This window comes from Spirillospora sp. NPDC052269, from assembly GCF_040679435.1.
Lineage (GTDB): Bacteria > Actinomycetota > Actinomycetes > Streptosporangiales > Streptosporangiaceae > Spirillospora.
This window is the reverse complement of sequence record NZ_JBFAUU010000018.1, coordinates 185,510-211,344: the sequence shown is the minus strand read 5'-3', so window position 1 is coordinate 211,344 and position 25,835 is coordinate 185,510. Positions and strand designations below refer to the sequence as shown.

The window sequence follows — 25,835 nt, the reverse complement described above, 5'->3', positions numbered from 1 at the left end:
GGATGGACCGTCCGGCTTTTCGGCTCGTTCCCCCTGGACGGACCGCCCCCCACGACGAACCGACACCGCTCCGACCGGCCCGCGGGCCGGTCGCGGCCGAACAAGAGATCGAGAGGAAACCCGCTATGGCCAAGGCCGAGGACATCGTCGCGGCGCTGGGCGGCGCCGACAACATCATCGAGATCGAGCCCTGCGCGACCCGGCTCCGCACCGAGGTCAAGGACGGGGGCCTGGTGAACGAGGCGGGCCTGAAGGCCGCCGGCGCGTTCGGCGTCATGCGGTCCGGTTCCGTCGTCCAGGTGGTCGTGGGCCCCGAGGCCGACACGATCGCCACCGACATCGAGGACATCCTCGACTGACCCCGCAAGGAGGACCGATGACGCGCGTACTCTCCCCGGTCGGCGGGCGGGTCGTCGGGCTGGCCGGCGTGCCGGACCCGGTGTTCGCCCAGGCCATGGTCGGCCCCGGCACCGCCGTGGACCCGGCCCGCGAGCCCGGTCAGGCCATCGCCCCGGTCGCCGGGAAGATCGTCAAGATGCACCCGCACGCCTACGTGGTGGTGGACGACGAGGGGCACGGGGTGCTGGTGCACCTCGGCATCGACACCGTCCAGCTCAAGGGCGAGGGGTTCGAGCTGCTGGCCGCCGAGGGCGACCGGGTGACGGCGGGCCAGCCGCTGGTCGCCTGGGACCCGGCCGCGGTGGAGGCGGGCGGACGCTCGCCGATCTGCGCCGTGGTCGCGCTCGACGCGCCGGCCGAGGCCCTGTCGGACGTCGTGGAGTCCGGCGACGTGAACCAGGGCGCCGAGCTGTTCGTATGGAGCTGACCCGCCTTCCGGTCCGCGCCGCCGTCTTCGACCTGGACGGCACGCTGATCGACACCGAGCCGCGCAACCGCGTGATGTGGGCGCGGCTCTTCGACGCGCACGGCGTGCCCCACGACGAGGCCGAGCTGGCCTCGTTCGCGGGACGGCGCGGGCGCGAGGTCCTCGCCGACCGCCTGCACCTGTTCCCCGGCCGGACGGTCGAGGAACTGTTCCACGAGGTGCTGGCCTACGAGAACGACCCGGACATGCCGGTCCCCGAGGCCGTCCCGGGCGCGGTCGAGCTCGTCCGGGCGCTGCGCGGACTCGGCGTCCCGACCGCGGTCGTGACGTCCGGGATCAGCGGCTACGCCCACGACCTGCTGGACGAGCTGGGCGTCCGGGAGCTGATGGACCTGATCGTGACCGCCGACGACGTCGTCGTCGGCAAGCCCGACCCCGAGGGCTACCTGGCCGCCGCGCGCGGCCTTTCCGTCCCGCCGGACGAGGCCGTGGCCTTCGAGGACGCGCCCGCGGGCGTGGCCGCCGCGAGGGACGCGGGTATGACCGTCGTGGGGATCACCACGACGCAGCCGTCCGCCGCGCTGCGCGCCGCGCAGCACGTGGTGGCCGACCTGCGGCAAGTGACCGTGACTCCTGGACCCGAGCTGCGGATCCGGGACACCGAGGAGAAGAAGGACCTGTGACCGAGCGCAAAGTCAAGATCGAGTCGAAGGTGGGGCTGCACGCGCGCCCGGCCGCGCTGTTCGTGCAGACCGCGGCCAAGGCGGCGGGCGACGTCACCGTGGCCAAGGCCGGCGGCGCCCCGGTGAACGCCAAGAGCATCCTGGCCGTCCTCGGTATGGACGCCAGGCACGGTGAGGAGGTCGTGATCGCCGCCGACTTCGACGGCGCCGACGAGCTCCTGGGCCAGCTGGAGGCGCTGCTGTCCACGCCCGAGCCCGAGAATGCCTGAGCCGGGGAACTCGGGCGGTACGGACGCCGGGACCTCCGGCGACTCCGCGGAGCTGAGCGGCGCCGGGGTGAGCCCCGGCGTCGGCTTCGGCCCGGTTCGCGGGATCGCCGGGGCCGTCCCCGAGCCGTCCGCCGACACCGCGCCGGCCGGTGACGCCGAGGCCGAGACGGCCGCGGCGCTCGCCGCGCTCGCCGCCGTCGCCGACGACCTTGAGGCGCGTGGCGTCGTCGCGGCCGAGGTCGGCAACAAGGACGGCCAGGACGTGCTGAACGCGCAGGCGCTCATGGCCCGCGACCCCGGCCTCGCCGACGGCGTCAAGGCCAAGGCCGCCGAGGGCCGCGCGGCGGCCCGCGCCGTGTTCGAGTCGTTCGGCGTGTACCGCGAGCTGCTCGCGGGCGCGGGGGAGTACCTCGCCGCCCGGGTCACCGACCTCGACGACATCCGGGACCGCACGGTCGCCCGCCTGCTCGGCCTGCCGATGCCGGGCGTGCCCGACTCGGACGAGCCGTTCGTGCTGGTCGCGCGGGATCTCGCGCCCGCCGACACCGCCGTGCTCGACCCGGCCAAGGTCGTCGCGTTCGTCACCGAGGAGGGCGGTCCGACCAGCCACACCGCGATCATCGCCCGCACCATGGGCGTGCCCGCGGTCGTCGCGCTGCCCGGCGCGACCGGCATCGCCGACGGCACGCCCGTCCTGGTGGACGGCCAGGCCGGGACGGTCGTGGTGAACCCCTCCGGGGCGGCCGTGTCCGCCGCGCGCGACGCCGCGTCCGCGCGGGCCGACGCGCTGGCCGGCGCGACCGGCCCGGGGCGGACCAAGGACGGCCACCGGGTGCCGCTGCTGGCGAACATCGGCGGGCCCAAAGACGTCCCGGCGGCGGTCGAGAACGGCGCCGAGGGCGTCGGCCTCTACCGCACCGAGTTCCTCTTCCTCGACCGCGCGACCCCGCCGTCCGACGAGGAGCAGGAGCGCGCGTACCGCGAGGTCCTGGAGGCGTTCCCCGACGGGCGCGTCATCGTGCGCGCCCTGGACGCCGGCGCCGACAAGCCGCTGGCGTTCCTCCCCCCGCCCGGTGAGGAGCCGAACCCGGCGCTCGGCGAGCGCGGCCTGCGCATGCTGCGCCGCCACCCGGACGTCCTGTCGGCTCAGCTGTCGGCGCTCTCCCGGGCCGCGTCCAGCCGGACCGCGAAGCTGCAGGTCATGGCCCCGATGGTGGCCGACGCCGAGGAGGCGGCCTTCTTCGCCGCCGCCTGCCGCGACGCCGGGATCGAGCACCCGGGCGTGATGATCGAGGTCCCGGCGGCCGCGCTGCGCGCCCGCGACCTGGCGTCCGAGGTGGAGTTCTTCAGCCTCGGCACCAACGACCTCACCCAGTACACCTGCGCCGCGGACCGGCAGGTCGGCAGCCTCGCCCACCTCCAGGACGCGTGGCAGCCCGCCGTCCTGGACCTGGTCGCGTCCGCCGCGTCCGCCGGGATCCCGTGCGGCGTGTGCGGCGAGGCCGCGGGCGATCCCGTGCTGGCCTGCGTCCTGGTCGGCCTGGGCGTCACGTCGCTGTCGATGAGCGCGCCGTCGCTGCCGCTCGTCCGCGCCGCCCTCGCCCGCCACACGCTGGACGAATGCCGGGAGGCGGCCGAGGCCGCGCGCGGTTCCCGCTCCGCCGGGGAGGCGAAGGAGGCCGCCCGCCGGGCCCTCCCGGCCCTGGCGGACCTCGGTCTCTGACCGGTCACCGCGCACGACGAAAGGCGGGGGCGCCGCTCGGATGAGCGGCACCCCCGCCTTCGTCGTTCCTGCGTGGCTTCAGTAGGAGACGCCCGTGCCGACGGGCTTCCCCGCGACCGGGACGGGGAGCTTCCCCGTCGGCTTGACCTGCCCCGACAGGACCCGCGCGAGCGCCGTGACCGCCGGTGAGGCGGACGAGAAGGTCGCGACCAGCGCCTTCGCCCGGCTGGACTTGTCCAGGTCGTAGGGCGATCCGAGCGCGGCGACGACGGTCGGCTTGGACGCCAGCGCGCGGGCGCTCGCGGCGGTGCCGGACGCGCCCTGGTTCAGCGTCGTGAGCAGCGCGACGTCCGCCTGGCCGAGCGAACCGGCCGTCTTCACGCCCGCCGCGCGCAGCGCCGCGCCGACCTGGGCGCTCTTCGCGCCGGTGACGTAGACCGTGCGCCCCTTGAGCGGCAGCGCGTTCCCGTCGTTGCGGACGACCGTCACCCCGTGCTCGGCGACGCTGCGCGCGAGCGCGTGGTGCTCCGAGGTGCCCACCAGGTCCGCGGCCTTGTCCGGATCGACCTGCGTGCCGCGGAACAGGCCGCGATGCTCCTTCAAGCGCAGGATCCGCGCGACCGCGTCGTCCAGCCGGGCCTGGGGGATCTTGCCGGACTTCACCGCCTTCAGCACCGCCTTGTACGCGACGGACAGGCTCGGCGGCATGAGCAGCTGGTCGGCGCCCGCGTTGATCGCGCGGACCGGCACCGCCCGGTCGCTGTACTTCTCCCGGACGCCGTCCATCTGGAGCGAGTCGGTGATGATCACGCCCTGGAAGCCGAGCTTCTTCCGCAGCAGCCCGGTCAGGACGTTCTTGGACAGCGTCGACGGGTCTCCGCTGCCGTCCAGCTCGGGGACCACGATGTGCGCCGACATCACCGCGTCCGCGCCCGCGGACTCGAACGGCGGCGCGTCCAGGCGCTCCCAGGTGGCCCTGTCGTGCTTGATCACCGGCAGTCCGGTGTGGCTGTCGGTGGCGGTGTCGCCGTGCCCGGGGAAGTGCTTGGCCGTGGCGGCGACCCCGGCCTGCTGGTACCCGGCGACGGCCGCGTGCGTCATGCGCGCGACGAGCGCGGGGTCGGCGCCGAACGAGCGGATGCCGATCACCGGGTTCGCCGGGTTGACGTTGACGTCGGCGTCCGGGGCGTAGTTCTGGTTGACGCCGACCGCGCGCAGCTCGGCCCCGGTCGCCTGCGCCGCGGCCTGCGCGTCCGCCGGACGCCCGGACGCGCCGAGCGTCATGTTCCCGGGGAACCGGGTCACGAACGGCGTGCGCGACACGATGCCCTGCTCCTCGTCCACCCCGATCGTCAGCGGGATCTTGGACGCCTTCTGCAGCGCGTTGGACAGCTCGGCGGTGGACCGCGGCGTCCGCAGGTTCTCCGGGAAGTAGATGACGCCGCCCACATGGAACCGGCGGACCATCTCCCGGCCCTGCGCCGCGTCGCCCACCGTCGGGACGAACAGCTGCCCGACCTTCTGGGCGGGGGTCAGTCTCGCGACGTACCCGGGGATCCAGTCCGCGGCGGCCGCCGCCTGGGACGGCTTGGGTGCGGCCTCCGCGCCGCGTCTTCCGGCCTCGGCGTCTCCGGCGCACCCGGCGAGCGAGGCGGCGAGCGAGGCGGCCAGGGCCGCGACGGCCGCGACCCCGGCAGGGGACGAGGGACGTGAAGCGCGCACAGTACTCCCGAGGCGTGACCGGTCCGTGACCTGACCCGGGCGACGGTAGCCGGAGCGCGGCGCGCTGTCCAAACCATCGCCGGGCCGCGTCGTCCATCTTCGGGGTCCGCGGGGCGGCTGTTGGCGGCTTCTTTGAAGCCCTGCTCGAACGTGCACGGGAGGTGCCCGCGCGGGCGGGCCGCCACTTGGGGTGAGTGAACATTCACTCACCCCAGGTGGCGAAAATGGCACGTTCCAGTAGAGAAGGGGGCGTCGGCGCGGGGTGGACGGCTATTCCGGCGGTGGGAATCCCAGTCGCCGCATCGCGAGGGACGCGGCCCCGACGGCGCCGTCGCCCGCGCGCCGCGGGTCGGCGTTGAAGCGGTGCCGCAGCCCCGCCCGGACGGCGTCGGCGACCGGGCCGTCCCGCAGCACCGAGCCGTGCATGACGACCGGTGCGGACGGGTCGGTCAGCGCGGCGCGGACGGCGTCCACGTCGCGCAGCAGCCACTCGGCGGCCTCCTCGGTGATCCGGCGCGCCACCGCGTCCCCCGCGGCGGCCGCGGCGGCGACCACCGGGCCGAGCCTGCCGAGGGCCGCGGGCGGGCGACCGTAGACCTCCTTGATGATGGCCTGCGCGAGGGCGGGGTTCTGGGGGACGCGCGGGCCCGGCTCGCGGGCCAGCGTCGTGGTGCCGCCCGCGCCGGCCCCGTTGACGGCCGCCCCGGCGAAGGCCAGGGCGGGCGCCGGGGACGCGGCGGGACGGTGGGTGCGCTGATGGCGGGGGGACACGGCGCCCAGTTGTGCCAGCACGGCCTGGCCGAGCAGCGCGCGCGGCACCGACTCGGTGAGCAGGGTGGGGCGGCTGCGGCCGTCCAGCGCGGCGAGCGCGGCGCGCACCGCCTCGCGGCCGAGCCACACCGCCGACCCCTCGTCCCCGACGAGCCAGCCGTAGCCGTCCGCGCGGCGCACGATCGTGCCGTCGCTGATGACCGCGGCGCCCGCGCCGGTGCCGGAGAACACCACGATGCCCTTGGGGGCGCTGGTGCCGGCCGCGAACGCCACGGCGATGTCGGTCACGACGGCGGGCGATCCGCGCAGGCCGCAGGACTGCCAGGCGCGCCGGGCGGCGGAGACCGCCGCGGGACGTCCGGCCGAGCCGGCGCCCGCGATCCCGAAGACGCCCGTGAGGACGAGAGATCGGTCCACGTCGCCGAGGGCCTCTCTCAGGGCCGTGGTGAGGGCACCCGCGGTGTCGCCACCGGAATTCGGGTTCGCGCCGGGGCCGGTTCCGGTCCCGGCCGGCGCTCCGCCGAGAGTCAGCAGTACACAGCGGGTCTTCGTGCCACCCGCGTCTATGCCGATCACGTAAGGACCGGCCAAATGGGTCAACACATGGCGACCGTAGCCGTTTCTACCGTTGACGGAACATCGCGGGGGTAAGAAAATTCCTTACATGAGGAAACCCACCGGCTCAGAGTCGGGGAGTAGTGGGGGTGGGGCGACCCAGGACACAGCACGGGACGAGGCGACGTCGCAGACGCCGCTGAGCACCGTGGTGCGGGTGCGGTCGCTGCTGCCCTCGCTTCCACCGGCGGAGCGCAGAGTCGCGCAACGCGTCATCGACGATCCCGAAGGGGTCGCCAACTCGACCATCACCGAACTCGCCCAGAACTGCGGCACCTCCGAGACCACGGTCATCAGGTTCTGCCGGGCGATCGGGTTCCATGGTTATCCAGAGCTGCGGTTGACCCTCGCGACGGAGGCGGGGAGGGCCCAGAGCGCCACCGGCGGACGGGTCATCGGCAGCGACATCAGTCCGGACGACTCCCTCGAGCAGATCGTGGAGAAGGTCACCTTCGCCGACGCGCGCGCCGTCGAGGAGACGGCGTCCCAGCTCGACATCAAGATGCTCGAGCAGGTCGTCGACGTCATCGTGGCCGCCGACCGCGTGGACGTGTACGGGGTGGGCGCCAGCGCCTTCGTCGCCCTGGACTTCCAGCAGAAGCTCCACCGCATCGGGAGGAACTGCTACGCCTGGTCCGACGCCCACATCATGCTCACCAGCGCCGCGCTGCTGGGCCCCGGGGACGTCGCGATCGGGATCTCGCACACCGGCGCGACGGTGGAGACCATCGACGCGCTGGAGGTCGCCAAGAGCAAGGGGGTCACCACGGTAGCCCTGACCAACTTCCCCAAATCGCCCATCGCCGACGTCGCCGACCTCATCCTGACGACGGCCGCGCGGGAGACCACGTTCCGATCGGGGGCGACGGCCAGCCGGCTGGCGCAGCTGACGGTGGTTGACTGCGTGTTCGTCGGGGTCGCGCAGCGCACCTTCGGCTCTACCCGAAGGGCCCTTGAGGCCACGTTCGAGGCGGTCCGCGGCCGGACCGTGCGACCCGACCGGAGGCGTCGGTGATCGAGGTTGACCTGCCCACCGAGGGCCGCAACCCGCGGACCCTCGACGTCGACACCCTCCCCACCCTGGAGGTGCTGCGCCGCATCAACGCCGAGGACGCCACCGTCCCCGCCGTGGTCGCGGCCGTCCTGCCCGAGCTCGCCGTCCTGGTCGACCTCGCCGTGGAGTCGTTGCGGCGCGGCGGCCGGGTGCACTACTTCGGCGCGGGCACCTCGGGACGCCTGGCGGTGCTGGACGCGGCGGAACTGCCGCCGACGTTCGGCATGTGGAACCGGGTCGTCGCCCACCACGCGGGCGGCCCGGGCGCGTTCACCCAGGCCGTCTCCGAGGTCGAGGACGACGTGGACCTCGGCGCGTCCGACGCCGCCGCGGTCGAGCCCGGCGACGTCGCGATCGGCGTCGCCGCGTCCGGACGCACCCCCTACGTGATCGGCGCCCTGCGCGCGGCCGCGGCCGCCGGGGCGCACACCGCGCTCATCTCCTGCAACCCCAAGGCGCCGTACGGCGACGAGGTCGCCGTCCACATCCCGCTGGCCACCGGACCCGAGGTGATCAGCGGCTCCACGAGGATGAAGGCGGGCACCGCCACCAAGCTGGTGCTCAACTCGTTCTCCACCACGCTCATGATCAGGCTGGGCCGCACCTACTCCAACCTGATGGTCAGCGTGAACGCCCTCAACGCCAAGCTCCGGGCCCGCCTCGTCCGCATCCTCACCGAGGCGACCGGAATGGACTCCGCCTCCTGCGCCGCCGCGCTGGCCGACGCCGGGGGGAACACCCGCGTGGCCCTGGTCAGCCTGCTCGGCGAGATCCCCGCCGACCGCGCCACCGTCCTCCTGGAGGAGAGCGACGGCGGCGTCCGCGAGGCACTCCAACGCCTCCAGTCGGCCTAGCCGGCGCCGGCCGGCGGAGGCCCGCAGCAGCCCCCGCACCCGCTGCGGCCCTTCGCCGGACGGGCCTCCGGCCCCCTCGTCCCGCCCATGAGGACGCGGGGGGCGGAGGCTCCCGGTGGCGTGCCCGCGACCGAAGCCAGAGCCTCCCGGTGGCGAGGGGCCGCCGCGTCGCGCCTGCCGGAGGGCGGTTCGGGGTGAAGTCGGGCGGGTCAGAGGGGGTTCCTGCCTAGACTGTGGCGGATATGACCGAGCTGACGGTCCGGGAGGACGTCCCGGGCGCCGGGACCGCCGGGCCGCCGAGGGCGCGCGCGGCGCGGTCGCGCGCGTTCGCCCGGACGCACTGGATCTTCCTGTCGCTGCTGGCGGCGGGCGCCCTGCTGCGCGGCACGGCGATGCTCGGCTACCGCTGGGTGATGTGGTTCCCGGACTCGAGCGACTACCTGTCCGGGGCCGTCAACCTCAACCCGAACCTGGTTCGGCCGAGTGGGTACTCGCTGTTCCTCTGGCTGGTCAAGCCGCTGCACAGCCTGGCCCTGGTGTCGCTGCTCCAGCACCTCATGGGGCTCGCCGTCGCGGTCATGGTCTACGTCCTGGCCCGCAGGGCGCGCGCGCCGCGCTGGCTGGCGGCTCTGGCGACGGTCCCCGTCCTGCTGGACGGCAACCAGGTGCAGCTCGAGCACATGCTCATGTCGGACACCCTGTTCGGCTTCCTGGTGATGGGCGCCGTCACGGTCCTGCTCCTGCGCGCGACGGGACGCCGGACGCTGGTGCTCGCCGCGGCGGGCGGGCTGCTGCTCGGCCTCGCGACGATCACGCGGTCGGCGGGGCTGCCGCTGCTCGGGGTCGCGGCGTTCGTGATGCTCGCGCGGCGGACGGGCTGGCGGCCACTGGTGGCCATGGCGGTCGCGGGCGTGATCCCGATCGTCGCCTACTCGTCCTGGTTCGCGGCCGATCGCGGGGAGTTCACGATGACCCGCAGCACGGGCGTCTTCCTGTACGGCCGGGTCGCGCCGTTCGCCGACTGCAGGAAGATGGACGTGCCGGTCGAGCAGATGGCGCTGTGCCTGTCGAGCGACCCGAGGCACCGGTCCGTCCGCGAGTCCTACATCTGGGGGCCGCGCGCGCCGCGCTACCGCGTCGAGGCCACCGGCTTCACGCCCGAGGGGGAGCGGCTGGCGTTCGACTTCGCCATCCGCGCGGTCACCCACCAGCCAGGCGACTACGCCCAGGTCGCCGCGACCGACCTCGGCCGGACGTTCCGCTGGGACCACCCCACCTTCCCGGACCGGACGACCTACGAGCACTACCTGTTCGGCTCGAAGACCTTCAATCCCGAAGCCCCGGCCGAGCCCTACGTGCGCGCGTACGACCCCGGCTACAGGCCGACCAAGGCGACCGGCCCGTACGCGTCCTTCCTGGGCGCCTACCAGAAGGTCGCCTACCTGCCCGGCACGCTACTGGGCGTGATCATGCTCGGCGGCCTGGTCCTCATGATCAGGCGGCGCCGCTGGGACGCCCTGATGCCCTGGACGATCGGGATGACCCTGATCGTCCTCCCCGCGCTGACCGCGCAGTTCGACTACCGGTACGTCCTGCCCGCCGTCCCGCTGCTGTGCCTGGCCTTCGTGCTGGCCGTGCGTCCGGCGGCGCCGGGGGAGACCGTCGCGCCGATACGACTTCCCGGACGAATCAGGCGTCTCATACCATCGAAGGTGTGACCCCCCGAGCTGTGATCACCGACTGGGGCGGGGTGCTGACCTCCCCGCTCGACCAGGCCGTGGGCGCCTGGCTGGCCGCCGACCGGATCGACACCGGCGGCTACCGGACCCTCATGCGCGCCTGGGTGAAGCAGGCGTACGACGGCGCGGGCCAGAACCCCATCCACGGGCTGGAGGACGGCTCGCTCGACCCCGCCGAGTTCGAGCGGCTCCTGGCCGCCGAGCTGCGCACGGTCGACGGCGGCCCGGTCGCCGCCCCCGGCCTCATCGAGCGGATGTTCGCCGGATTCGCGCCGGTCGAGGACATGTACGCGCTGCTCAGGGAGGTCCGCGAGAGCGGAGTCCGGACGGCCCTGCTGTCCAACTCCTGGGGGAACGCCTACCCGCGCGAGCGCTGGTCCGGGCTCTTCGACGCCGTGGTGATCTCCTCCGAGGTCGGCCTCCGCAAGCCCGACGCGGCGATCTTCCGGCACGCCACCGGCCTGCTCGGCCTCGCCCCGGACGAGTGCGTCTTCATCGACGACATCGTCCACAACACCCGGGCCGCCGAGGCGCTCGGCATGCACGGCGTCCACCACACCACCACCGGCGGCACCCGCGAGGCCCTGGCGTCCCTCGGACTCCTCCCCTGACCTGCGGTGTGGCAGACTGACGGGGTCATGCGCGTCTATCTGCCATCCACGCTCGCCGCCCTCGCGCGGGTCCGCAAGGACCGCGAGGCCGGTCCCGCTCCGCTGACCGGGTACGCGGTCACGCCGGCGCTGAGCGAGTGGTACTCCGCCGCCGACATCGAGGAGTACGAGTACGCGGCGATGACGGCCGCGGCGCACGCCTCGCTGCGGCTGCTCTCCGCCGACCCGGAGGCACCGCCGCGCCGCGTGGTGCTGGCCGCCGAGGTCCCGGACGACGCGGTCCGCCCGTCCGGCGACGAGGACGACCCCGCCCGGGTCGAGATCACCGCCGCCGTGCCCTGGAAGAAGATCGCTTCCGGCCACGTGGACGACGCGGCGGCCGAGACCGACGTGCGCGCCGCCGTGGCGGCCCTGCCCGCCGCCGACGCGGGCGACGACGACGCGTCCTCCACCGTGGACGGCGCCGAGGGCCACGAGCTCCTCTGGTACGCCACCCAGGAACTCGCTGACCTGCTCTGACGTGACCCGGCGAAGCCCCCGGCGCGATCCGGTGAGGCCGCGCCGCGTCCCCGTGGAACCGCGTAGGGGCCCGGCGGGACGGGTAGATCTCCGGCACTTGACGACGCAGTCGGAGATCAGGGGAGTTTTCCATGGACGCCGTCACGAACGTGCCCGTCCCCGTGAACGAGCCGGTGAAGGGGCACGCGCCGGGGAGTCCGGAACGGACCGCGCTGGAGGCGCGGATCAAGGAACTCGGCGGGGAGAACGCCGAGCTGACCATGACGATCGGCGGTGAGCGGCGGCTGGGCGGCGGGGAGCCGATCCCGGTCGTGGAGCCGCACCGCCGGGCGCACGTCCTCGGGACGATGGGCAACGCGACGCCCGCCGACGTCCGCGCCGCGGTGGACGCCGCCCGCGCGGCGGCCCCGGCGTGGCGGGCGCTGGCCTTCGAGGACCGCGCGGCGATCTTCCTCAAGGCCGCGGACCTGCTGTCCGGGCCGTGGCGGGCGACGCTGAACGCGGCGACCATGCTCGGCCAGTCCAAGTCGGTGCAGCAGGCGGAGATCGACTCGGCCGTCGAGCTGATCGACTTCTGGCGGTTCAACGTCGCGTTCGCGCGGGAGCTGTACGCGACCCAGCCGATCAGCTCCCCGGGCGTCTGGAACCGGATGGAGTACCGGCCGCTCGAGGGGTTCGTCCTCGCGATCACGCCGTTCAACTTCACCGCGATCGCGGGGAACCTGCCGACCTCGCCCGCGCTGATGGGCGACACGGTGGTGTGGAAGCCGTCGCCGACGCAGCAGCTCGCCGCGCACCACACCATGCGCCTGCTGGAGGCCGCCGGGCTGCCGCCCGGGGTGATCAACCTGGTCACCGGGGACGGCAGGGCCGTCTCGGAGGCCGCGCTCACCCATCCCGATCTCGCCGGGATCCACTTCACCGGCAGCACCCGCACCTTCCAGCACCTCTGGCGGACGATCGGCGAGAACATCGAGAACTACCGCGGGTACCCGCGGATCGTGGGCGAGACGGGCGGCAAGGACTTCGTGGTCGCGCACCCGTCCGGCGACGTGGACGTCCTGAAGACGGCCCTGGTCAGGGGCGCGTTCGAATACCAGGGGCAGAAGTGCTCGGCGGCCTCGCGCGCCTACGTCCCGCGGTCCCTCTGGAACCGGATGAAGGACGACTTCGTTGCCCAGGTCGAGTCGCTGACCATGGGGAACGTCGCCGAGGACCTGAACCTGTTCCTCGGCGCGGTGATCGACGACCGGGCGTTCGCCAAGCACACCGCCGCGCTCGACCGGGCCCGCGCGTCCGCCGCGATCGAGGTCGTGACCGGCGGCCGGGCGGACGACTCGGAGGGCTGGTTCGTCCAGCCGACCGTCCTGACCTGCGACGACCCCGAGGACGAGATCTTCACGACCGAGTACTTCGGGCCGATCCTGGGCGTCCACGTGTACGAGGACCGCGACTACGACGCGATGCTGCGGCAGATGGAGGGCGTCGCGCCGTACGGGCTCACCGGGGCGATCGTCGCCCAGGACCGGGCGGCCATCGCGGCGGCCGCCGAGCGGCTCAGGTTCGCCGCGGGCAACTTCTACATCAACGACAAGCCGACCGGGGCCGTGGTCGGGCAGCAGCCGTTCGGCGGGGCCCGCGCGAGCGGCACCGACGACAAGGCCGGATCGATCCTCAACCTGACCCGCTGGGTGAGCGCGCGGGCGCTCAAGGAGACGTTCGTCCCACCCGCCGACCACCGCTATCCGCACATGGGCTGATGAGTAATATGTATCAATTGAGCTGGTAAAACGCGGATTCTGGGGGTGCTGTGCGGCGAGCTGCGGGGGCGGTGGTCGCCGGGCTGGCGGTCGCCGGCGGCGCGGCCGTCGTCACCACCCCCTGGGCCGGGAGCCAGGAGGGGCCGGTGGACGCCGCGCAGGCCGCGTCCCGCCTGAGGCTGTCCGCCGATCCGGCGGTGCGCGTCCTCGGGGCCGACCGGCTGACGGCGGGCGGCCGGTACAGCTACACCTTCACGGTCACGAACGCCGCCGACCGGGCCGTCCGGGGCCTGGTCGCGCGCAGCGAGAAGATCGTCGGCGGACGCGCCGGGACGGCCATGCGCATCGAGTCGGTGAGCGACCCGTCCTGCCACATGTTCGAGCGGGTGATCTGCAGCTTCCCGACGCTTCGGGCGGGGGAGCGGCGCACCGTCGAGGTGGTGGGCTCCACGTCCGCGAGCCGCCGTCCGGGGGACGTCCTGCACATCAACACCTACCTGGCGACGTTCGCCCCCGGCGCGCGCGGACAGGTGTCCTACGACGTGCTCGGACACCCGGTGTCCACGGTGACCACGTTCGGCTAACCTCGCGCCATGCGTACGACGAACCGCCTGGTGCTCTGGAACGTGGACCACACTCTCGTGGATGTCGGGCGGGTCACCCGGGACGCCTACGCGGAGGCGTTCCGGCGCACCACCGGCCGCCCCCTGGTGCGGCTCGCCCCCACCCCCGGACGCACCGAGTCGGAGATCATCTTCGAGACGCTGGCGTTCAACGACATCGTCACGACCGACGACCACCTCCCCGCGTTCGTCGCCGCGCTCACCGAGGCGTTCGCGGCCCGCCGCGCCGACCTCACCGCGCACGGACGCGTCCTCCCGGGCGCGCACGAGGCCGTGACCGCGCTGTCCCGGCTGCCGGGCACCGTCCAGTCCGTCCTCACGGGGGCGATCCAGCCGAACGCCGAGCTGAAGCTGAGCGAGCTGGGCCTGGCCGGATTCCTCGATCTCGTGGCGGGCGGCTACGAGAACGGCGTCTACTCCAAGGCAGCCCTGCTGGAGCTCGCGCGCACGCGCGCGGGTGAGCGGCACAATGCCGTGTTCGGTGAGAAGCAGGCGGTCTACCTCGCCGACCACCCCCGCGACGTCCAGGCCGCGCGCATCGCCCGGTCGCCGATCATCGCCGTCGCCACGGGCAGCGCCACGGCCGCCGAGCTGCGCGCCGCCGGGGCCGACGCCGTCCTGTCCGATCTGACCGACACCGACGCGGTCGTCCGCACCGTCGTGGAGCTCACGGAATCCGCCTGAACCTCCGCTGAGGCGTCGTGATGGAGTCGGCCGACGCACATCAGCCCCGAAGGTGTGGGCCATCCACACCCCCGGAGGGGAATCGTCCGAGGTCGTGAGGGTTGCGCCGGATGGTTCCGGAGTCCGATCCTGGGGTACGCCCCCCGTCGGACGGCGGGGGCTGGAGGGGAGTTTTCGCATGTCCCAGCAGGTGCCCGAGGGTCTTCCGCTCTGGCGGCCGTCCGAAGGAGTGGTGGCCGACGCGCGTGTGACCCACTACCGGAACTGGCTGCGGGACAGGGGCGTCGTCACCGAGTCCTACGCGGATCTCTGGAAGTGGTCCACGACCGAGATCGACGCCTTCTGGGACTCGGTCTGGGAGTACTTCGGCGTCCTCGGCGAGCGCGGTGACGGACCGGTGCGCGCGGGCGGGAAGATGCCGGTGGACGGCCTGCGCTGGTTCCCCGGCGCGACGGTCAACTACGCGCGGAACGTCCTGCACCGCGCGCCGGGCGAGCCGGACGACACCGCCGTGATCTTCCGGTCCGAGGCGGGCGGGCACCGGGTGATCACCCGCCGCGAGCTGGCCGAGCACGTCGCCCAGGTCCGCGCGGGCCTGGCCGAGCTCGGCGTCGGACGCGGCGACCGGGTCGCGGCGTACGTCCCGAACATCCCCGAGGCGCTGGTCTGCTTCCTGGCCGCGGCCTCGCTGGGCGCGATCTGGTCGTCCTGCTCGCCGGACTTCGGGGCGTCCTCGGTGATCGACCGGTTCGCGCAGATCGAGCCGAAGGTCCTGATCGCGGTCGACGGTTACGCCTACAACGACCGCCGCTTCGACCGGCGCGACGTCGTCCGGGACATCGAGGCCGAGCTGCCGACGGTCACCTCGACCATCCTCATCCCGTACCTGGACCCGGCATCCGCCCCGGACGGCCTGCGCGCCGGGATGTCCTACGCCGACCTGCCCAAGCCGGGCGCGGAGCTCGAGTTCGAGGACGTCCCGTTCGACCACCCCCTGTGGGTCGTCTACTCGTCCGGCACGACCGGCCTGCCGAAGCCGATCGTCCACGGGCACGGCGGGATCGTCCTGGAGCACGTCAAGGCCCTGTCGTTCCACCAGGACCTCGGCCCCGGCGACGTCTTCTTCTGGTACACCACCACCGGCTGGATGATGTGGAACTACCTGGTCGGCGGCCTGCTGGTCGGCGCCACGGTGGTGATGTACGACGGCGCGCCCGGCGACCTGTGGGAGCTCGCCGCCGAGAACGGCGTGACCTACCTGGGCGTCGGCGCGCCCTACATCACCGCGTCGATGAAGCAGGAGCAGCGGCCGGGCGAGCAGTACGACCTGTCGCGGCTGCGCGGCATCGGCTCGACTGGTTCGCCGCTGCCGCCCGAGGGCTTCGCCTGGGTGTACGAGTCGGTCGGCAAGGACCTGCTCGTCGGCTCGTTCTCCGGCGGGACGGACGTCTGCACCGGCTTCATCGGGCCGTCCCCGCTGCTGCCGCTGTACGCCGGGGTGCTCCAGTGCCGCGGCCTCGGCGCGAGGATCGAGGCGTTCACCGAGGACGGCAAGCCGGTCATCGACGAGGTCGGCGAGCTCGTCCTGACCGAGCCGATGCCGTGCATGCCGGTGTTCTTCTGGAACGACGAGGACGGTCACCGCTACCGCGAGTCCTACTTCGACATGTTCCCCGGCGTCTGGCGGCACGGCGACTGGCTCAAGGTCCGCCCGGACGGCGGCTGCGTGATCTACGGACGCTCCGACTCGACCCTGAACCGCGGCGGGATCCGGATGGGCACCGCCGACTTCTACCGGGTCGTCGAGGCGTTCGACGAGATCGCCGACAGCCTCGTCATCGACACCGGACGCCTCGGGCAGGAGGGCCGCCTCCTGCTGTACGTCCAGATGGCCGAGGGGCAGGAGTTCACCGACGAGCTGGCCGACAGGCTGAAGCGCGAGATCCGCTCCGCGCTGTCGCCCCGGCACGTCCCGGACGAGTTCCACGTCGTCCCGGGCGTTCCGCGCACCCTGTCGGGCAAGAAGCTCGAGGTGCCGGTCCGCAAGATCCTCCAGGGCACGCCGATCGAGAAGGCCGCCAACACCGGCGCCATGGCGAACCCAGAGGTCCTGAAGTACTACACGCAGGACAGCTGACGGCGGCTCATTTCCCACGGCCCTCGCCATAGGCGAGGACGTCGGAACGCCGGTAGAGGCGGCGGACACGTCCGCCGCCCAGCTGCTCCTCGTGCGCGGGCGTAGGCCAGCCCGCAGGAGGACGCTTCGCATAGACGGTGGCGCTCGACTGGGCCAGCCCGAGGATCCGGGCGGCCTCGGCGAGCGTCACCAGGTCGTCCGGGCCCTCCTCCGGCCGCGCCTCCTGCGCCGTGTAGCCGGCGTACCAGGCGGACCATTCGGCGTCGTCCCAGTACAGCGCCTTGCCGACCTGATGCGCCGGGGCCGGATGGCCGTTGTCGACCCGCTCGCTCCACAGCTGCTTGAGCCGGTGCCTGCTGAGCCCGTGCTTCGCGCCGAGCTCGTCGCGGGTGAGCAGGCCGTCCGGGATCTCCTCGGACGCCCGCACCGCGTGCCACGCGTCCCAGGCCTCGGCGTCCCACGCCTTCTGCGAGCCGACCGTCCCGACGGGCTCGGGATGGCCGTTGGCGGCGCGCTCCCGGTACCACTTCTCCAGCGTGCTGCGCCCGATGCCGTGCTCGGCCATCAGGTCCGCGCGGGTGTAGACGCGCCGTCCGTCCAGGAAGGTCATGGGCTCGATTATCGGATCACCGGCCGCGGCGCGCCGCCGAGACTCTCCCAGGGGCGCGCCGCGGTCCGGACGAAACGGTCAGGGCAGGGTCGCCGGCAGCGGCGGCAGGGCCGTCCAGCCGGGACGCGCCGCCCCGGCGAACTGCGACCGGTACCAGCCGCGCAGCCGCTGGAAGGTCACGACCTTCCCGGCGTGCGGCGAGTGGATGAACCACCCGCGGCCCGCGTAGATCCCGACGTGCCCGAGCCCGTGGAAGAACACCAGGTCTCCGGGCTTCAGCCGGTCGGCCGACACATGCGGCCGGACGCGCCGGAACTGGTCCGCCGCGATGCGCGGGATCCTGACCCCGGCGTGCCGCCATGCCTGCTGGGTCAGCCCCGAGCAGTCGAACCCGCGGCTCCCGTTGCCGCCCCACACGTAGGGACGTCCGAGTTGCCGCGTCGCGTAGTCCACGGCCCGCGCCGCGCGCGCCTCCATGCGCCGTGCCACTCTCGCGCGCTGCATGAGCGCCGCGCGCCGCTGGACGGCCATCATCCGCGCCCCGAGCTCGGCCCGCCCCAGACGACTGTGCAGGGACTGCCCCTGCCCGGCCTGGACGGCCCGTGCGCCGCGCGCGGCCTGCCGCTGCGCGACCCGGACACCTTGTGCGCCCTCCCGAGCCCGCGCGGCCTGATCCGTCCGCACGACCTCTCCGGCGCCCACGGCCTGTCCGCCGCGCATGCTCTGTCGTGCGCGCGCGGCCTGTCCGCCGTGCGCGCTCTGCCCGCTCTGCGCGGCCTGAACGGCCCGCGCGCCCAATTCTGGGCCTGCGGCCTGTTCGGGCTGGGCGGCCTTTCCCATGCTCGCGACCTGCCGGGTGCGGGCGGCGCTGAAGGCCCCCGCCCCTGCGGGCGACGCCGCGGCCTCCTCGGCCCGCGCGGGCGCCAGGTCCGGGGCCGCCATGGGCGCGGAGTCCAAGACACGCGCGGACTGCCCCGGAATGGATGGTCGCGCTCCGGGATGCTCCGAACCGCGTCGTTCATGAACCGGCCGGTCCGCGGGCCGCTGTGGGGCGGGCCGCTGTGGTGCGGACTGCTCCGGACTCGCGGTCGCCTCGCCGTTCGCGGCCGAGACGGGCCTGGCCTCGGCCACTCCGGTCCCGAGCGCGAGCGTCAGGGACATGGTGAGCGGGACCGCGCCGGTCACGGCCTTTAAGGGGATGGACATGCCTGTCGTACCTCCTTGCAAGATCGTCAGGCCTTCCGATACCCCCGCCGTGTCGCTCACACTCGCGAATTTCTTCGAAAACAGCGTTCTCACCAGGGGGAATGTGGGTTCCTGCCGGGATTGTGTGGTATCGCTCCGCGCCCCTTCCCACTAGGCTTGAGGCGACCGAACCCGTCCGATGCGGCGTGTCGGGTCAGATCGCGTCGTAAGGTCGCAGGGACGGGTGAACCTCCCCGCGCACCCGGGCGTCCCACTGTCACCGGGACCATCCGCGCGGTCGCGGCCCGTGATCGTCCAGCCGGTGAGGGGGACCGGTTTCCGGACGGCGGCGGGACGGGGGGCCGCGGGCTCCGGGACGGTTCGGTCCGACGACAACACGAGAGGGACGGTCTCGCGACATGGAGGTTGGAGCTCTGCGGTCGGGAGACCCGGAGCGGCTGGGACAGTACGCCGTGATCGGCAGGCTCGGGGAGGGCGGTCAGGGCACGGTCTTCCTGGCCACCGCCGAGGACGGCCGCCGGGTCGCCGTCAAGCTGCTGCACTCCGACCTCACCGCCGACGACAGGGCCCGCGCCCGGTTCCTGCGCGAGCTCGAGGTCGCCAAGCAGGTCGCTCCGTTCTGCACCGCGCAGGTGATCGACGCCGACGCGACCGGTGACCGGCCCTACATCGTCAGCGAGTACGTGCCCGGCCCGTCGCTGAACCAGCTCGTCCTGGACGAGGGCCCGCTGGAGGGCGCGGCGCTGGAGCGGCTCGCGGTCGGCACCGCGACCGCGCTCGCCGCCATCCACCAGGGCGAGATCGTGCACCGCGACTTCAAGCCGCACAACGTGCTGATCGGCCCGGACGGCCCGCGCGTGATCGACTTCGGCGTGGCCCGCGCCACCAGCGGCTCCACCACCCTCACCAGCAAGGTCATCGGCACCCCGTCCTACATGTCGCCCGAGCAGATCCGGGCCGAGGGCGCGGGCACCCCCGCCGACGTGTTCTGCTGGGCCGCGACCGTGGCGTTCGCCGCGACCGGCGCGCCGCCCTTCGGGCAGGACACCATCCCCGCCGTGATCAACCGGATCCTGCACGAGGAGCCGGAGCTCGGCGACCTCGAGGGCCCGCTGCGCGACCTGGTCACCGACTGCCTCACCAAGGACCCGTCCGCCCGGCCGAGCGCCCGCCAGGTGCTCATGCGCCTGCTCGGGCACGAGGACTACCAGACCCAGGCCACACCCGTCCCGGCCGTGCCCGAGCCGTCCGACGCGACCTCGATCCTCGCCGCCGGCAGCGTCGTCGCCGCCGACTTCGCCGAGGAGAACGAGCGCAGCCGCCGCCGCTTCGGCCGCCGCCGCACGGCCCCGAACCCGGTGGCCGCCGCCGAGCAGGTCCCGGCCCAGGAGGTTCCGGACCGCCTCCCGAGCCCGGCCGAGTTCGCCGCGCGGGAGCGCGCCGCCGCCGAGACCGAGCGGACGCAGGGCATCGGCGGGCCCGCCGCGCACATCACGCAGCCGAAGGGCGGGCCGCGCCGGCGGTCCCCGTTCGCCGGGCGGCTCGGCACCGGCCGCGGCGCCGCGCTCGCGGGCGCCGCCGCCGCGCTGATCGCCGTGGTCGTGGTGTCGGCCGTCCTCGCGCTGTCCGGTGGCAACAAGGGCCAGGCGACGCAGAAGGTCAACGACACCGACCGGCAGCCCGCCACGACCGACACCCGCGGCACCGGGCCGTCCTTGCCGGGCAAGCTGCCGACCAGGCACCGCCCGACCCCGACGTCCTCGGAGACCGAGTCTCCGACCGACACCCCCACCGGGCCGTCGACGCCGCCCTCGACCGGGCCGTCCACCCCGCCGCCGACGACCACGGGCACGCCGACGGGCACCCCGACGCACACGAGCACGCCGACGACGCCGACCACCCCGCCGCCGACGACCAGCGAGCCGCCGACCAAGCCGACCGACCCGCCGAGCAGCAGCACCGGCCAGGGGCAGCAGCCCGCGCCGACCGGCTGAGCGCACGGCCGGTGGCAGGGCGTCCGGGCGTCCCGGTGAATCCAAACGTGATCTTCGTCACGTTCCGGACGGCCGGACCCGGCCATGCGCTGCGACGATCTTGTTCTCGGCGGCCTTCCGGGGGCCGTCGGGCACCGGCGTGTTGGCGCGTGTCCCCCGCGAGCCGGGACGCCGCGCCGTAGGCTGGAAGCCGCTGGAGACGGCGTTCGCGACGACCTCGCGGACACGCTCCCAGCCGGCCGAACGCGGCCGTAAACCACCGTGACCTCCGCCATGGACCGCCAGGTGAACGGCGCCTCGGACCGGCGCTGCCCAAGTCGGCTTTTTGGTCATTCCTGGCTACGCTGACGCAGTGAGCAGCGCCACAACGGAGTGGCGAGGTCTCTTCTTCGGGAGTTGTTTGATGGGCGGCAAGCTCGACCAGGCCAAGGACGACCTGTTGAGGAGGGCTGCGGAGACCTGTCTCCAAGGCTCCGGGTCGCGGGGGGACGATCTCGACGACGCGGTCGCCTACCTCCGGTTGTACTACCGCCACGTGGCGCCGGAGGACCTGCTCGACCGCGACCCCTGCGACATCTGCGGGCCGGCGATGGCGCACCGCGCGCTCGGCGAGGAGCGGCCGCAGGGCCGGGCCAAGGTCCGCGTCTTCACCCCCACGCTGGACGAGCACGGCTGGGACCCCGGGCACACCGTCGTGCAGGTGGTCACCGACGACATGGCGTTCCTGGTGGACTCGGTGGCGATGGAGCTGAACCGGCACCACTACACCACCCACATGATCGTCCACCCGCAGCTCGGCGTGGACCGGGACGTCGCCGGGCACCTGCACGGGTTCCGCTCGGTCCAGGAGAGCCCGACCGACGTCGACGAGTCCTGGATCCACATCGAGATCGACCGGACCACCGACCGCGCCCGGCGGGAGGAGCTGGAGGACGACCTCCGGCGCGTCCTGCAGGACGTGCGCGTCTCGGTCGAGGACGAGCCGAAGATGCGGGCCCGGGCCAACGAGATCTCCGAGCTGATCGCGCGGACGGCCCCGCCCGTCCCCGAGGGCGAGCGCGCCGAGACCGTCGAGCTGCTCGACTGGCTCGCCGACGGCCACTTCACCTTCCTCGGCTACCGCGACTACACGTTGACCGACGACGGCACGGCGCTGCGGCCCGTCCCCGGCACCGGCCTCGGCATCCTGCGCAACGACAAGCCGGAGTCCGGCGGCTTCGCCGCGCTGCCCCCCGAGGTGCGCGAGAAGGCCACCGAGAAGAAGCTGCTGATCGTCACCAAGGCGAACTCGCGCTCGACCGTCCACCGCCCGCTGTACCTGGACTACATCGGCGTCAAGAAGTTCGACGAGAACGGCGAGGTCATCGGCGAGCGCCGGTTCCTCGGCCTGTTCACGCACGTCGCCTACAGCGAGTCCATCGCGCACATCCCGGTGCTGAAGCGCAAGCTCGACCAGGTGCTCGAGCTCGGCGGTTTCACCCCCAGCAGCTACGACGGCCAGGACCTCGTCGAGATCCTGGAGACCTACCCCCGCGACGAGCTGTTCCAGATCTCCGCCGACGAGCTGCTGCCGATCGCGCTCGGCGTGCTGCGGCTGCGCGAGCGCCGCCAGCTCAAGCTGTTCCTGCGCAAGGACGCCTACGGCCGGTTCATGTCCTGCATGGTGTACCTCCCGCGGGACCGCTACACCACCAGGATCCGGCTGCGCATCCAGGACATCCTGCGCCAGGCCTTCGAGGGTGTCGCGGTCGACTACAGCGCCAACGTCACCGAGTCGATGCTCGCCCGCCTGCACGTCGTCGTCCGTGCCGAGCGCGGCCGCCCGCTGCCGGACGTGGACGTCGACGAGCTGGAGTCCCGGCTCGCCGCCGCCACCCGCTCCTGGGCGGACGACCTGGCCGACGCGATCGTCGAGCAGTGCGGCGAGGAGAAGGCGGGCACGCTGAGCCGCCGCTACGGCGACGCGTTCCCCGAGGGCTACAAGGCCGACTTCCCGGCCCGCACCGCGGTGCACGACCTGCGCCGCCTGGACGAGCTCGGCGCCGCCCCGGACGCCGTCGACGGCACCTCGATCAACCTGTACGAGCCGTACCGCGCCGAGCCGGGCGAGCGCCGCCTGAAGATCTACCGGCTGGGCGAGCCCATCTCGCTGACCCGGGTCCTGCCGCTGCTGTCCAACATGGGCGTCGAGGTGACCGACGAGCGGCCGTACGAGATCAACACCCCCGAGGGCCGCCGGTACTGGATCTACGACCTCGGACTGCGCTACGAGCCCGCCGCGGACGTCTCCGAGGACGACGTCAAGGCGCTGTTCCAGGACGCCTTCGAGGCGCTGTGGCGCGGGGACATCGAGAACGACGGGTTCAACGCGCTCGTCCTGCACACCGGGCTGAACTGGCGGCAGGCGATGATCCTGCGCGCCTACGCGATGTACCTCCGGCAGACCGGGACGTCCTTCTCCAAGCGCTACATCGAGGGCGTGCTGCTGCGGAACCCCGGCATCACCCGGCTGCTCGTCCGGCTGTGGGAGTCGCGGCTCGACCCGGCGCTGGCCGGCGGCGAGGCCGAGCGTTCGGAGGGCATCACCGAGGAGCTCACCGGCCGCCTGGACGAGGTCGCCAGTCTCGACGAGGACCGCATCCTGCGCGCCTACCTCGCGATGATCCGGGCGACCCTGCGCACCAACCACTACCAGCGCAAGCCGTACCTGGCGCTGAAGTTCGACCCCGAGGGCATCCCGGACCTGCCGCTCCCGCGGCCCAAGTTCGAGATCTTCGTGTACTCGCCGCGGGTCGAGGGCGTCCACCTGCGGTTCGGGTCCGTCGCGCGCGGCGGCCTGCGCTGGTCGGACCGGCGCGAGGACTTCCGCACCGAGATCCTGGGCCTGGTCAAGGCGCAGGCGGTGAAGAACACCGTGATCGTCCCGGCCGGGGCGAAGGGCGGGTTCGTCGGCAAGCAGCTGCCGGACTCCTCGGACCGCGAGGTGTTCATGAAGGCCGGCATCTCCTGCTACAAGGAGTTCATCTCCGGCCTGCTCGACCTCACCGACAACCTGGTGGACGGCAAGGTCGTCCCGCCGGTGGACGTCGTCCGGCACGACGGCGACGACACCTACCTGGTCGTCGCGGCCGACAAGGGCACCGCGACGTTCTCCGACATCGCCAACGGCGTCGCCGCCGAGTACGGCTTCTGGCTCGGCGACGCGTTCGCCTCCGGCGGCTCGGTCGGCTACGACCACAAGGCGATGGGCATCACCGCGCGCGGCGCGTGGGAGTCGGTCAAGTACCACTTCCGCTCGCTGGGCAAGGACATCCAGAACGAGGACTTCACCGCCGTCGGCATCGGCGACATGTCCGGCGACGTGTTCGGCAACGGCATGCTGCTGAGCGAGCACACCCGGCTCGTCGCGGCGTTCGACCACCGGCACGTCTTCGTCGACCCCGACCCGGACGCCGCCCGCTCGTTCGCCGAGCGGCAGCGGCTGTTCGCGCTGCCGCGCAGCTCGTGGGCCGACTACGACGCGTCCCTGATCTCCCGGGGCGGCGGCGTGTTCCCGCGCACCGCCAAGTCCATCAAGATCACGCCGGAGATGCGGCGGGCGCTCGGCATCGCCGAGGGCGTCCTGTCCATGACCCCGTACGAGCTGATCCACGCCGCCCTGTGCGCGCCGGTGGACCTGCTCTGGAACGGCGGCATCGGGACCTACGTCAAGGCGACCACCGAGAACAACGCCGACGTCGGCGACAAGGCCAACGACCTGGTCCGGGTGGACGGCGCCGACCTGCGCTGCAAGGTCGTCGGCGAGGGCGGCAACCTCGGCCTCACCCAGCTCGGCCGGATCGAGTACGCCCGCGCGGGCGGCCTGGTCAACACCGACTTCATCGACAACTCCGCCGGTGTGGACACCTCCGACCACGAGGTCAACATCAAGATCCTGCTCGACCAGGTCGTGCGGGACGGCGAGCTCACCCGCAAGCAGCGCGACACCCTGCTCTACGAGATGACCGACGAGGTCGGCTCGCTGGTGCTGCGCGACAACTACGCGCAGAACGTGGTGCTCGCCGCGTCCCGCGCGCAGGCCCCGGCCATGCTCCACGTCCACGCCCGCTACCTGCGGAAGCTGGAGCGGGAGGGCAAGCTCAAGCGCCGCCTGGAGTTCCTCCCGGACGACAAGGCGCTGGCCGAGCGCCGCCAGGCCGGCCTCGGCCTGACCGGCCCGGAGTTCTCGGTGCTGCTCGCCTACGCCAAGCTCACCCTGGACGGCGAGCTGATCGCCAACGGCCTGCCGGACGACCCCTACCTGGCGTCCTGGCTGGTCGACTACTTCCCGACCCCGCTGCGCGAGCGGTTCCGCGAGCACATGGACCGGCACCCGCTGCGCCGCGAGATCATCACCACCGCCGTGGTGAACGACGTGATCAACAACTCCGGCACCACGTTCGTGTTCCGCCTGAACGAGGAGACCGGCGCGTCGTCGTCCGACATCGCCCGCGCGTACCTGGTGGCCCGCGAGGTCTTCGACATGCCGCGCTTCTGGCGCTCGGTCGACGCCCTCGACTACCAGGTGGACGAGTCGACGCAGATCGCGATGCTGCTGGAGGCCCGCAAGCTCACCGAGCGCGGCGCCCGCTGGCTGCTGCACAACCGGCGGCCCCCGTTCGACATCCAGGAGACGATCGACTACTTCGGCGGCGGCGCGGTCGCCCTGTCGGCGCAGTTCCCCAAGCTGCTCGCCGGCCCCGACCTCACCGCCTTCGAGCAGCGCCGCGACTCGTTCGCCGAGCGCGGCGTCCCGGACGAGCTCGCCGAGAAGGCCGCCATGTTCGTCCCGGCCTTCTCCACGTTCGACCTGGTCACGATCGCCAAGGAGACGGGCCGTCCGGTCGAGGAGGTCGCCGAGGTCTACTTCGACCTGGCCGACCGCCTCGACCTCACCCGGCTGCGCGAGCGCATCATCGCCCTCCCGCGCGACGACCGCTGGCGCTCCATGGCCCGGTCCGCCCTGCGGGACGACCTGTACTCCGCGCACGCGGCGCTCACCCGTGACGTCCTGGTCACCTCGGCCTCCGGCACCCGGCCGGAGGAGCGGCTCGCCGCCTGGGCCGAGAAGAACCGCACGGCCGTCACCCGGGCCCAGCAGACGCTGACCGAGATCTGGGAGAGCGACAGCTTCGACCTGGCGACCCTGTCCGTCGCCCTCGGCGCGGTCCGCACCCTGGCCAGCACCAGCGTCCTGTAACCAGGCGCCCACGGCGGCCCCCGTCCCACCCCGGGACGGGGGCCGCGGTGTTTCCCGGGGGCGCTACACCTCCCCGGCGTGGCCGCTTTTGGACCGTCCAAACGATCGTCAGGCGGGGGTTGTCAGGGAATGTCCTTCATGAAGCGAAATGTCAGAGAAGAGGTTCCCGTGTTCGTCAGTCATCCTCCCTAGCGGG

Annotated in this window: 20 protein-coding genes; 16 read left to right on the top strand and 4 right to left on the bottom strand. The window is 73.0% G+C overall.

The window, feature by feature from the left end; genetic code table 11:
- Nucleotides 1-2 precede the first annotated feature (2 nt).
- From AB0L06_RS33800 to ptsP, 5 genes are read left to right on the top strand one after another with little or no spacing between them, the layout of a single operon-like run.
- Nucleotides 3-359, top strand: a complete 357-nt coding sequence (locus tag AB0L06_RS33800; RefSeq protein WP_500235219.1) for a PTS sugar transporter subunit IIB — start codon at nucleotides 3-5, stop codon at nucleotides 357-359.
- Between the two features lie 17 nt (nucleotides 360-376).
- Nucleotides 377-826: a PTS sugar transporter subunit IIA gene (locus AB0L06_RS33795; protein ID WP_500235218.1), complete on the top strand. Its 450-nt coding sequence runs from the start codon at nucleotides 377-379 to the stop codon at nucleotides 824-826.
- A complete protein-coding gene (locus AB0L06_RS33790; protein ID WP_500235217.1) occupies nucleotides 817-1,509 on the top strand; it encodes an HAD family hydrolase in 693 nt (230 codons plus the stop codon). The genes AB0L06_RS33795 and AB0L06_RS33790 overlap by 10 nt, the downstream gene beginning before the upstream one ends.
- Nucleotides 1,506-1,778, top strand: a complete 273-nt coding sequence (locus AB0L06_RS33785) for an HPr family phosphocarrier protein (RefSeq protein WP_500235216.1) — start codon at nucleotides 1,506-1,508, stop codon at nucleotides 1,776-1,778. Before AB0L06_RS33790 ends, AB0L06_RS33785 begins: the two co-directional genes overlap by 4 nt.
- Complete coding sequence (ptsP, locus tag AB0L06_RS33780) at nucleotides 1,771-3,501, top strand: phosphoenolpyruvate--protein phosphotransferase (protein ID WP_500235215.1); 1,731 nt, start codon at nucleotides 1,771-1,773, stop codon at nucleotides 3,499-3,501. Before AB0L06_RS33785 ends, ptsP begins: the two co-directional genes overlap by 8 nt.
- Before the next feature lie 78 nt (nucleotides 3,502-3,579).
- Here the strand turns inward: ptsP and AB0L06_RS33775 are convergent, their stop codons facing one another.
- Entirely contained in the window at nucleotides 3,580-5,223 is a 1,644-nt protein-coding gene (locus AB0L06_RS33775; RefSeq protein ID WP_500235214.1) for a glycoside hydrolase family 3 protein, read from the bottom strand.
- Between the two features lie 270 nt (nucleotides 5,224-5,493).
- Nucleotides 5,494-6,570 (bottom strand): N-acetylglucosamine kinase, encoded by a 1,077-nt coding sequence (locus tag AB0L06_RS33770; RefSeq protein ID WP_500235213.1) that lies wholly within the window; start codon nucleotides 6,568-6,570, stop codon nucleotides 5,494-5,496.
- A gap of 88 nt (nucleotides 6,571-6,658) precedes the next feature.
- On the opposite strand from AB0L06_RS33770, the gene AB0L06_RS33765 reads away from it, so the two are divergent.
- The 9 genes from AB0L06_RS33765 (at nucleotide 6,659) to AB0L06_RS33725 (ending at nucleotide 16,590) form a co-directional block, all read left to right on the top strand.
- Entirely contained in the window at nucleotides 6,659-7,624 is a 966-nt protein-coding gene (locus AB0L06_RS33765) for a MurR/RpiR family transcriptional regulator (RefSeq protein WP_500235212.1), read from the top strand.
- Nucleotides 7,621-8,517 carry an N-acetylmuramic acid 6-phosphate etherase gene (locus AB0L06_RS33760; RefSeq protein WP_500235211.1) on the top strand — a complete coding sequence of 299 codons (897 nt, stop codon included), beginning with the start codon at nucleotides 7,621-7,623 and terminating at the stop codon, nucleotides 8,515-8,517. The genes AB0L06_RS33765 and AB0L06_RS33760 overlap by 4 nt, the downstream gene beginning before the upstream one ends.
- Nucleotides 8,518-8,759: 242 nt before the next feature.
- Nucleotides 8,760-10,235: a hypothetical protein gene (locus tag AB0L06_RS33755; protein ID WP_500235210.1), complete on the top strand. Its 1,476-nt coding sequence runs from the start codon at nucleotides 8,760-8,762 to the stop codon at nucleotides 10,233-10,235.
- Nucleotides 10,232-10,867 (top strand): HAD family hydrolase, encoded by a 636-nt coding sequence (locus tag AB0L06_RS33750; protein ID WP_500235209.1) that lies wholly within the window; start codon nucleotides 10,232-10,234, stop codon nucleotides 10,865-10,867. Before AB0L06_RS33755 ends, AB0L06_RS33750 begins: the two co-directional genes overlap by 4 nt.
- A gap of 27 nt (nucleotides 10,868-10,894) precedes the next feature.
- Entirely contained in the window at nucleotides 10,895-11,386 is a 492-nt protein-coding gene (locus AB0L06_RS33745; RefSeq protein WP_500235208.1) for a DUF6912 family protein, read from the top strand.
- A gap of 131 nt (nucleotides 11,387-11,517) precedes the next feature.
- Nucleotides 11,518-13,146, top strand: coding sequence for an L-glutamate gamma-semialdehyde dehydrogenase (pruA, locus tag AB0L06_RS33740; protein ID WP_500235207.1), 1,629 nt, complete (start codon nucleotides 11,518-11,520; stop codon nucleotides 13,144-13,146).
- A gap of 50 nt (nucleotides 13,147-13,196) precedes the next feature.
- Nucleotides 13,197-13,730 carry a hypothetical protein gene (locus AB0L06_RS33735; protein ID WP_500235206.1) on the top strand — a complete coding sequence of 178 codons (534 nt, stop codon included), beginning with the start codon at nucleotides 13,197-13,199 and terminating at the stop codon, nucleotides 13,728-13,730.
- A gap of 9 nt (nucleotides 13,731-13,739) precedes the next feature.
- Entirely contained in the window at nucleotides 13,740-14,453 is a 714-nt protein-coding gene (locus AB0L06_RS33730; protein WP_500235205.1) for an HAD family hydrolase, read from the top strand.
- A 178-nt stretch (nucleotides 14,454-14,631) separates the two neighbouring features.
- Nucleotides 14,632-16,590: an acetoacetate--CoA ligase gene (locus tag AB0L06_RS33725; RefSeq protein WP_500235204.1), complete on the top strand. Its 1,959-nt coding sequence runs from the start codon at nucleotides 14,632-14,634 to the stop codon at nucleotides 16,588-16,590.
- A gap of 7 nt (nucleotides 16,591-16,597) precedes the next feature.
- Here the strand turns inward: AB0L06_RS33725 and AB0L06_RS33720 are convergent, their stop codons facing one another.
- Together AB0L06_RS33720 and AB0L06_RS33715 are read right to left on the bottom strand one after the other, a co-directional pair.
- A complete protein-coding gene (locus AB0L06_RS33720) occupies nucleotides 16,598-17,200 on the bottom strand; it encodes a hypothetical protein (protein ID WP_500235203.1) in 603 nt (200 codons plus the stop codon).
- Between the two features lie 78 nt (nucleotides 17,201-17,278).
- Nucleotides 17,279-18,406, bottom strand: a complete 1,128-nt coding sequence (locus AB0L06_RS33715; RefSeq protein WP_500235202.1) for a C40 family peptidase — start codon at nucleotides 18,404-18,406, stop codon at nucleotides 17,279-17,281.
- Between the two features lie 398 nt (nucleotides 18,407-18,804).
- Between AB0L06_RS33715 and AB0L06_RS33710 the strand changes: the two genes are divergently transcribed.
- Together AB0L06_RS33710 and AB0L06_RS33705 are read left to right on the top strand one after the other, a co-directional pair.
- Nucleotides 18,805-20,400, top strand: a complete 1,596-nt coding sequence (locus AB0L06_RS33710; protein WP_500235201.1) for a serine/threonine-protein kinase — start codon at nucleotides 18,805-18,807, stop codon at nucleotides 20,398-20,400.
- 403 nt (nucleotides 20,401-20,803) lie between these two features.
- The gene (locus AB0L06_RS33705; RefSeq protein WP_500235200.1) at nucleotides 20,804-25,639 is read left to right on the top strand and encodes an NAD-glutamate dehydrogenase; all 4,836 of its coding nucleotides are present in this window, start codon (nucleotides 20,804-20,806) and stop codon (nucleotides 25,637-25,639) included.
- Nucleotides 25,640-25,835 lie beyond the last annotated feature (196 nt).